This window comes from Aquimarina sp. (assembly GCF_977115655.1).
The window spans coordinates 24,842-34,184 of record NZ_CDSBKO010000061.1; the positions used below are offsets into that span (position 1 = coordinate 24,842).

Sequence of the window (9,343 nt, forward strand, 5' to 3'; positions counted from 1 at the left end):
TTTTTCCCTTTAAATTTATTTTAACAGAACCTGTAAAAACAAGATAATAAAAACAACCCCTTTATTGACGAAAATCAATAGAGGGGTTAATTTATATATAAATATAAGAAATTATTTTATATGGCTAATAACATCATATTTGGTAATAATATGGTGTTTTCCATTTTCTAAAGCTACTAAAACCGCAGGGTTTCCATTTTTGATAAGTCTGGATATTTCATCCAGAGAAGTTTTAGCATTTACAATTGGGTACGGATCTTTCATAACATCTTTAATTGGTGTGCTATCCATATTTTTATCTTCCAAAAAAGCAGTAAATAAAGCGCTTTCGTCTACTGATCCAACAAAACCTTCGCTATCTACTACTGGTATTTGCGAGATCTGAAACTTGCGCATACGTTCAATAGCATGAGATACCAGTTCTTCTGTTTTTACAGTAATCAAAGGTTTTTCTATATGGTTTTTCACCAAATCATTTGCTGTATATGCTTCTTCTTCCAGAAAACCCCTTTCGCGCATCCAATCATCATTAAACATTTTGCCCACATATCTACTACCATGATCGTGAAACAAAATAACCACAACATCATCTTTGGTAAAATGTTCTTTGAGTTGCAACAATCCTTTTATTGCTGCTCCCGCACTATTGCCAAGAAACATCCCCTCTTCTTTTGCTAATTTTTGAGTATAGACAGCTGCATCTTTATCTGTTACTTTGGTAAACCCATCTATAACTGAAAAATCTACATTTTTTGGTAAAATATCTTCCCCTATACCCTCTGTGATATACGAATATATTTCGTTTTCATCAAAAATTCCTGTTTCATGATATTTTTTAAACACGGATCCATAGGTATCTATTCCCCATACTTTAATATTGGGGTTTTTCTCTTTCAAGTATTTTCCTACTCCGGATATAGTTCCTCCTGTTCCTACTCCAACTATAAAATGAGTTACTTTTCCATCTGTTTGTTCCCAAATCTCTGGTCCTGTACTTTCATAATGTGCTTGTGCGTTAGAGGGGTTATCATATTGATTTACATACCATGAGTTTGGCGTTTCTTCTGCTAATCTTTTAGAAACAGAATAATACGATCTTGGATCGTTGGGTTCTACATTTGTTGGACAAACCATTACTTTTGCGCCTACAGCCCTAAGGATATCCATTTTTTCTTTAGATTGCTTATCTGCCATTACACAGATTAGCTTATACCCTTTTACAATAGCTACTAATGCTAATCCCATACCTGTATTACCAGATGTACCCTCTATAATTGTACCTCCTGGTTGTAATCTGCCGTCTGCTTCTGCATCTTCAATCATTCGTAATGCCATACGGTCTTTTACCGAGTTTCCAGGATTAAAGGTTTCATACTTTGCTAATACCAAAGCATCTACGTCCTTCACCATCGCATTCATTTTTACCAAAGGGGTATTACCTATGGTTTCTAATATATTTTTTGCGTATTTCACTCTTTCAATTTTAATAGTCCTATAAAAAGGAAGTTATAGCAACGCAAAGATACAATCTTGATTATCGATTGGCAATTTTTAACAAACAATAAAAGCTACTGAAACCGTATGGATTTTGTTGGGGAAATTTTGGCAATAATATACGATGGGATAAGCAGCATTGTTATGCACAACAGCATTGTTCCCAGATTAAGCAACAAAACATATCCTATATTTATATAAGTAGGCGCGGTGCTTACATAGTAAGTTTCGGGATTAAGGCTTACAATACCATAATAATCCTGGATCAAGAGCAAACTAATACCGATTAAATTGCCCCAAAAAAGCCCAATTAATATTAGATAAGCGGCATTATACAAGAAAACTTTTCTTATACTCCAGTCATTAGATCCTAAAGCTTTTAATATCCCAATCATAGGAGTTCTTTCTAATATCAAAACCAACAAAGCTGTTATCATATTAATACCTGCAACCAAAATAATTATCCCTATTATACCTATAATATTAAGGTCAAATAGTTTTAACCATTCAAAAATAGTAGCATATTTAAGAGTAATTGTCTGGCTATCTAAAGTAGAAGGAATATTTTCATAGATTTCTTTTCCTTTCTGGTCGATTTGATCAAAATTATCCAAAAAAACTTCAAAATTACCTACCTCATCCGGTTGCCACTTATTCATTTTTATGATATGCCTAATATCTGCAAAAACAAATGTTTCATCAAAATCCTGAAATCCGGATTTATAAATCCCAACAATATGAAAAGCCCTTACAAAAGGTTTAGAGTTAGATTGGGCGTTCTTTTTTAAAAAATAAGTGATTGCTTTATCTCCTATGTTTAAGCCCAAACGGTTTGCAATATGCGAGGACAATAATATTTCATCGTTAAGTTTGGATGTAAAATCTGGTATTTGTCCTTCTACAAGATATTCTTTAAACAAGTTCCAGTCATAATCTTTGCCTACCCCTTTAACAACAACTCCGTCAAAATCGTTTTCTGTACGTATAAGTCCCATCTTGGTAGCAACTCCCTGTATATGAACAACTCCTTTTACGCTAGAAAATTCTGGATAAAAGTCCTGTTTAGAGGATATTGGCATCAAGGATTCTACGCTACTATTATTATCAAAGCTAGAAATTAGCACATGCCCATTAAATGCAGCAACTTTTTCTCTTATTTTGCGTTGTAACCCTACGCCTGTTGCAACTGTAATAAGCATCATAATCATACCTATAGCTATTGCAAAAATTGCAATTTTTATGATTGGAGTAGAAATACTACTCTTATGTTCCTTACCTTTGATAAGGCGTTTGGCTATAAAATACTCGAAATTCAAGCTTATCTATGGTTTTTATTAGAAATGCATTCAAAAATACATTTTTATTCCTTTTCCTGATTTTTATTTCTTGTGTAAATGGAATAAAAAGTAATTCTCCTGCTTCTTCTTTAGAAATAAAGAAACCTATATCTACTACTTATATTGTTCAAGATACTATAAAAACAGTAAAACCTATTATAGTTGGAGCCAATATAACAAGTTTGTATATTCCTTTTTTAGAAAATAAAAAGGTTGCTATTGTAGGCAATCAAACTTCGGTTATTTTTAAAGATAGTATTACCAATCAAAACTATGTTCATTTGGTAGACTCATTATTGTCCAGAAATATTAAAATCAAAAAGGTGTTTGCCCCAGAGCATGGTTTTAGGGGCAAAGCAGATGCGGGGGAGTTTGTTGCAAACGGAAAAGACGTTAAAACAGGGCTTCCTGTTATTTCTTTATATGGTAAAGATAAAAAACCATCTAAAGAAGCTTTATCTGATATAGACATCGTTGTTTTTGATATACAGGATGTAGGAGCACGTTTTTATACATATATATCTACATTGCATTATGTGATGCAGGCTTGTGCAGAAAACAATATCCCTGTCTTGATATTGGATCGTCCTAATCCCAATGCCCATTATATTGACGGCCCTGTTTTAGAGCCTGAGCATTCAAGTTTTGTAGGGGTGCACCCTATACCCTTAGTACATGCCATGACTATAGCAGAGTATGCAAAAATGATAAATGGAGAAGGTTGGCTTGGAGAAAATTTAAGCTGTGAAATACACATTGTCCCTGTTAAAAACTATACCCATACCGCCCCTTATAGCCTCCCCATAAGACCATCCCCTAATTTACCTAACGATATTTCTATTAATTTATACCCAAGTCTTGGCTTTTTTGAAGGTACCACTATAAATGCAGGTCGGGGCACAGAAATGCAATTTCAGATTTTTGGTTCTCCGGATTTGGATGTAGAAAAATATGATTATGCTTATACCCCTAAGCCAAATTTTGGTTCTAAATACCCCAAGCACCAAGGCGTAATCTGTTATGGAAAAGACCTAAGAGCTACACAAACCTTAGATTCTATAAATTTAGATTGGTTAGTTAATGCGTATAATAACTCTAACACTAAAGAAAAATTCTTCGACACAAAATCCTTTACCATTCATGCCGGCACAGAAAAACTGGAACAACAAATAAAACAGGGGTTAACTTCTTCAGAAATTAAACGTACCTGGTCTAAAGATCTTCAAAATTTTAAAATCATAAGAAACAAATATTTAATCTACAAGTAGTAAAAACCATACTTCTTAAACCCCAGTTTTCAGGGATATTGTTATCTATAAGAATTAATACATTTGCTTATGTTACGGTTTTTACAAAATATCATAGTATATAGTATATTCCTTTTGCCTTTTGTAATGAAAGCGCAAATTGATGGTAATAAACTAGTATCTATACCACAAAAAAGTAAAACAGAAGAAGAAAAAAAATTAATCGATACCGTTTTTTACCTTTATAATAACAATGAAGATAAAAAGGCCTATGCAATGGCACATCAGCTTTTAAAAACTGTAAAAACAAACCAATCTAAGTTTAATGCGAATTTGCTTCTGGCATTTTATTTTAACAAAAGAACTCTTATTGATTCTTCTTTATATTACACAAATCAATCTTTAAAATACGATAAAAACATATCTGATTCCTTAAAAAGCAGAGGGCATACTTTAGCGTACAGCCTTTTTGCAAAAAATTACAGAAATAAAGGATTACTCGATGAAAGTAAAAAATGGCATTTAAAAGGTATTGAAACCTCACAGAAATTTAACGAACAAGACCTATACTACTCTCATACGCATGGTCTTGCGTTAACCTATAGTGAAATGGGAGATTACAAAAATGCTCTAAATATGTTTCAGGAATGTTTAACTTATAAAAATGATCCAGAGATTATTTATGGTAGTTATATAAACATAGCTGGTATCTATAGTCATCTAAAAAATTATAAAACTTCAAATAATTATTTAGAAAAAGCTCTGGTATTAACAAAAAAAAATAGAAAGCCTATGGCTACAGCGGTCATAAACCTAAATATGGCTGAAAATTATCATAAGGAAAATAATATAGATACTGCTCTTTCTTTATATGAGGAAAGTATAAGAATCGCAGATAAAAATGGCCTTAAACGAATTGTTTTATTTGCTCGCCTTGGTATAGGAAATATTTATTTTAATTTAAAACAATATGAAAACGCAAAAATAATTTATTCTACTGGCCTTCATGACGCTATAGAACTTGGCTTTTTAAAAGAACAAGAAACTATTTATGAAAAACTAAAAAATATTTCTATTGCTCAAAATGATTATAAAAATGCTTTTGGGTTTATATCCAGATCTTTTCAAATCAAAGATTCTGTAAATAAACTACAAAAAGATAAAGAAATTAACGAGTTAGAAGTAAAATATAAAACATTACAAAAAGAAAAGGAGATAACATTTCTTCAAGTAGAAAATACAAACCGAAAACTAGAACTTAAAAATCAAGAAGAAGCTTTTACAAATCTAAGGTTGCTCCAAGAGGTTCAAAAAAAAGAAAACGAAAATAAAATTTTATCTTTTCGAAATGCGTCTGAAAAAAGATTAAGTGAAATTGCTATATTAAAAAAAGATCAAGAAATTCAGGAAACAAAACTAGAACGTCAAAAAACTATAAAAAATAATATCCTATACTCTTTTTTAATACTTCTTATACCAGTTATAGCATTACTTGTGGTATATTATCAAAAACTACAAACACAAAGTGAATTGAATAAAAAACAAGAAGAGATAAGTAAACAAAAAATTTCTTCCTTAATAAAAGATCAAGAACTAAAACTTATTAGGGCTTCTATAAAAGGGCAGGATAAAGAAAGAAAACGTATCGCCCAGGAGTTGCACGATAGTATAGGGGGAAATCTGGCAGCTATAAAATTACAACTCAACAATACAGTTATTAATGAAAACAAAAAAAGTATCAAAACCATTAGTGACCAATTAGACGACACTTATGAACAGGTTAGAAACTTATCTCATACTCTTGTTCCAAAAAAATTTAGTAAAAATAAATTTTGTGATGTTCTCGAAGAATATTTTAATAATATTGGCGGGGCTACCGGTCTTCAAACTACATTTGTCGTATACCCAAGAACAGAGATAGATCATATTGATGAAACCATACAAATGGAAATATTTAAGATCATTCAGGAATTAATTACAAATACGATTAAACATGCAAAAGCCTCTTCTGTTGAGTTACAGTTAAACCTGGTTGAAAATTCAATAAATATATTATTTGAAGATAATGGAATTGGTTTTGACACTAAAAATAATTATTCAGGAATCGGTTTTGAAAACATAAAAAGTAGATTAAAAAATATATCCGGCACTTTTCATATTGATTCCAGAATCCATAGAGGAACTATTATCGATATAGAAATACCAATATTTAAAAAAAACACCAATGACCTATAATTTAATCATAGTAGATGATCACAAAATGTTTTTAGATGGCTTGTTAAGCATTCTTAAGTCTGAAAAAGAATACAACATTTTACTAACTGCCAAAGACGGAAAACATATAGAAAAATATCTAAAAATAAATACCGATGAAAAAATAGATCTTATTATAACCGATATTTCTATGCCAGAACTGGATGGTATTGCCCTTAACAAAATCATTAAAGAACACAATCGAAATATAAAAACATTAGTGGTTAGCATGCACAATAATGCAGATAAAATTGATACCCTCATTGAGCATGATGTAGATGGTTATGTGCCAAAAAATGCAGAAAAAGAAGAGTTGCTAAAAGCAATAAAAACGATTTTGAGTGGAGAAAAATACTTTTCGAAAGAAATAAAAGATATTTATTTGGAAAATAAATTCTCTAAGAAAAAACAAGAAGAAATTAAATTAACACAACGAGAAATTGATGTAATCACATTAATTGCTCAAGAATTTACTACTCAAGAAATAGCAGATAAATTGTTTTTAAGTAAGCATACTATTGAAAGTTATAGAAAAAACCTAATTGCAAAACTTAATGTTAGAAACCTTGCCGGTTTGACTAAGTATGCTTTAAAAATGAAATACATAAAGTATTAAAATCTTAACTATACAAATAAACCTCATCAAAAATTGATAAATCATTAAGTAGAAGTTCTTAAATCATCGTAAATATTATTTAATTCATCGTAAAATATACATTATTCATTATATAGTGTATCTAAATCATTAAAACAAGACTATATTCATTATAAATCATACCTTATTCATTAGTAAGAGTATCTATTTCATTGATAGGAATACTTAAATCATAAGTAGGAATGCATTTTTCATTGTCAAAAATACCTATAAATCACTTTTTAGTATTATATTGGTTTTTGTTAATCATATCACGATACCTATGTTACGCTATAAATTTGAGGAAGTCTTTAAAATTCGAGGGATAACCAGACCCTATACCTATTTAACCCAACAAGGTATTCAAAACCAAATGGCTAGTCGTATAGTAAAAAACGAACTAGGAAGTATTCGGTTAAAAACGTTAGAAAAAATTTGTATTGCACTTAATTGTACCCCTAATGACTTATTAGAGTGGCACCCTTCTGAAGGGTTTGTAAATGATAAAAGACTTGCATTGCACGCTATTAAAGCAAAAGACCCCGAGCATACTACAAAAATCACACGACTATTGCATGACATTCCTTTAGATAAACTAGAAGAAGTAGAAGCTTTTATTGAAGGTCGAATAAACCCCTAAACCTTCAAGGTTTGCAAACCTTGAAGGTTTAGGGGCCTGGAAAACACCTTGAAAGTTTACTTTTTACCCCCAAACCCATCCCCCATACGATAGCTCAACACAATCCCATGCGTATTATTAACAGGCGTATTGCGCAATGCATGGTTATAATTGTACAATACCCTAAAATGATTGGATATATGAAAACCTGCCAAAAAATTTAAAGAAGAATTGGTCCTGTAGCCTGCCCCGATTTCTATTTTATTTTTATAATTTATAGTCGTATTAAAATCTGCTTGTAATGGAGCCCCAGATACATATTTAATCAAAATACTGGGAGTGATTAAAACCTCCTCAAAACGAGTGGTAAAAAAACGATAGCCAGAATATGCATAAACAGGGTTTACTATATTAATATTCTTTTCTGACGACAATGAGCTCCCTAAAACATTAGGCGATGAAACCCCCAGATAAATACGCTCTCGATTATACAAAACACCAACCCCCAAAGTAGGAACCACCGTATTTACATTACTTGCAAAATTAGGATCATCGGGGATCCCCAAGGACAATAAATCTTCGTTATAAAAAGTTACCCCTGCAGTAATACCAAAAGATAAAACGTTTGGGTTATACGACCACCACCTCGCTTGACTATAATTATGATCAAAAACCAATTTATAAGCATACGCCCCAAATATATTGGTTGTTTTGGTAACCCCAACCTGATCGCTTAAAACCCCAGCCCCTAAGCCCATGTTTTTGGTCCCTATTGGCGAATTAAATGTCAATCCTATATTTCGTGGGCTACCCTCTACCGAGTTCAAATATCCTCTGTTCGTAATAGTAATATCAGAATCAGGATAAAAACCTGCATGCGCTGGATTAATTATAACGGTATTGTAATTATAATTTGCAAAAACCGGGGTTTGCTGCCCAAATATTGGGCATAAAAATCCTTTGGACAGTATTGCAACCATCCATATTATATATGCTTTTTTCATAAATTAACGCTTTAACACAAGGAAACCAGTTTGCTTTTTTAAGTTATGAGAACCTTCTATTTTGATATTGAAAAAATAGGTTCCCTCGGGTAATTTATCCCCTCCAAAACTTCTCTTTCGATTGGCAATCCCTCTAAAAACTCTTGAAGTATTGTTATATCCTTCTACTTCAAAAACTATATCTCCCCATCGGTTATAGATCGATACTTTATTATCTGGATAATTTTCAATACTATGGATCTCCCAATATTCATTGATCCCATCCCCGTCTGGCGAAAAACCATATCGGGTTTCGTCTTCTTCTTGTGCTTCTACATAAATTGTAACTGTATCTTGTGCAACACATCCTTGGTCGCTGGTAAAAACAATCGTATAGGTTGTAGTTTCATCAGGATTAGCTATTGGGTTAGCAATAGTAGCATTATTAAGACCTGTTGATGGTGTCCAAACAAATGTACCACTGCTTGAAGCAGTCGCAGTTAATTCAACCTGCTCCCCTGCTATAATTTCTTGATCTTCTCCCGCCTGCACAGATACCTCTTCTTGATAAATCACAAATTCACAACTTGAACTATTGGTACTAGAATCTGTAGCTGTAATAGTTATCGACATCCCATTCACAACAGGAGTTCCTGCTATTGGATTTTGAGTGATAACAGGATTAGAATCCTGATTATCTGTAACGATAATTAATTGTCTGTAATCCAAAATTGTAGAAACATTACAGTTTAGCTCCTGATCAGAAGGACAAGTAA

8 protein-coding genes are annotated in these 9,343 nt (G+C 32.0%); 4 read left to right on the forward strand and 4 right to left on the reverse strand.

Going from position 1 to position 9,343, the window contains the following annotated elements; genetic code table 11:
* Positions 1-111: 111 nt before the first annotated feature.
* Positions 112-1,473 carry a pyridoxal-phosphate dependent enzyme gene (locus tag ACZIYX_RS19845; RefSeq protein ID WP_462683998.1) on the reverse strand — a complete coding sequence of 454 codons (1,362 nt, stop codon included), beginning with the start codon at positions 1,471-1,473 and terminating at the stop codon, positions 112-114.
* Between the two features lie 95 nt (positions 1,474-1,568).
* Positions 1,569-2,810, reverse strand: coding sequence for an ABC transporter permease (locus ACZIYX_RS19850; RefSeq protein ID WP_462683999.1), 1,242 nt, complete (start codon positions 2,808-2,810; stop codon positions 1,569-1,571).
* Between the two features lie 8 nt (positions 2,811-2,818).
* Here ACZIYX_RS19850 and ACZIYX_RS19855 point away from each other — a divergent pair, with 8 nt between their 5' ends.
* The 4 genes from ACZIYX_RS19855 to ACZIYX_RS19870 all read left to right on the forward strand — a co-directional run bounded on the left by ACZIYX_RS19855 (position 2,819) and on the right by ACZIYX_RS19870 (position 7,605).
* Positions 2,819-4,099, forward strand: a complete 1,281-nt coding sequence (locus tag ACZIYX_RS19855) for an exo-beta-N-acetylmuramidase NamZ family protein (protein ID WP_462684000.1) — start codon at positions 2,819-2,821, stop codon at positions 4,097-4,099.
* A 126-nt stretch (positions 4,100-4,225) separates the two neighbouring features.
* Entirely contained in the window at positions 4,226-6,313 is a 2,088-nt protein-coding gene (locus ACZIYX_RS19860; protein WP_462684001.1) for a tetratricopeptide repeat-containing sensor histidine kinase, read from the forward strand.
* Entirely contained in the window at positions 6,303-6,947 is a 645-nt protein-coding gene (locus ACZIYX_RS19865) for a response regulator transcription factor (RefSeq protein ID WP_462684002.1), read from the forward strand. The genes ACZIYX_RS19860 and ACZIYX_RS19865 overlap by 11 nt, the downstream gene beginning before the upstream one ends.
* A 301-nt stretch (positions 6,948-7,248) precedes the next feature.
* Positions 7,249-7,605, forward strand: a complete 357-nt coding sequence (locus ACZIYX_RS19870; RefSeq protein ID WP_462684003.1) for a helix-turn-helix domain-containing protein — start codon at positions 7,249-7,251, stop codon at positions 7,603-7,605.
* Between the two features lie 56 nt (positions 7,606-7,661).
* On the opposite strand, the gene ACZIYX_RS19875 is transcribed toward ACZIYX_RS19870, so the two are convergent.
* Both ACZIYX_RS19875 and ACZIYX_RS19880 read right to left on the reverse strand, forming a co-directional pair.
* The gene (locus tag ACZIYX_RS19875) at positions 7,662-8,588 is read right to left on the reverse strand and encodes a PorP/SprF family type IX secretion system membrane protein (RefSeq protein WP_462684004.1); all 927 of its coding nucleotides are present in this window, start codon (positions 8,586-8,588) and stop codon (positions 7,662-7,664) included.
* A gap of 3 nt (positions 8,589-8,591) precedes the next feature.
* A partial coding sequence (locus ACZIYX_RS19880; protein WP_462684005.1) for a gliding motility-associated C-terminal domain-containing protein occupies positions 8,592-9,343 on the reverse strand: 752 nt, incomplete at its 5' end.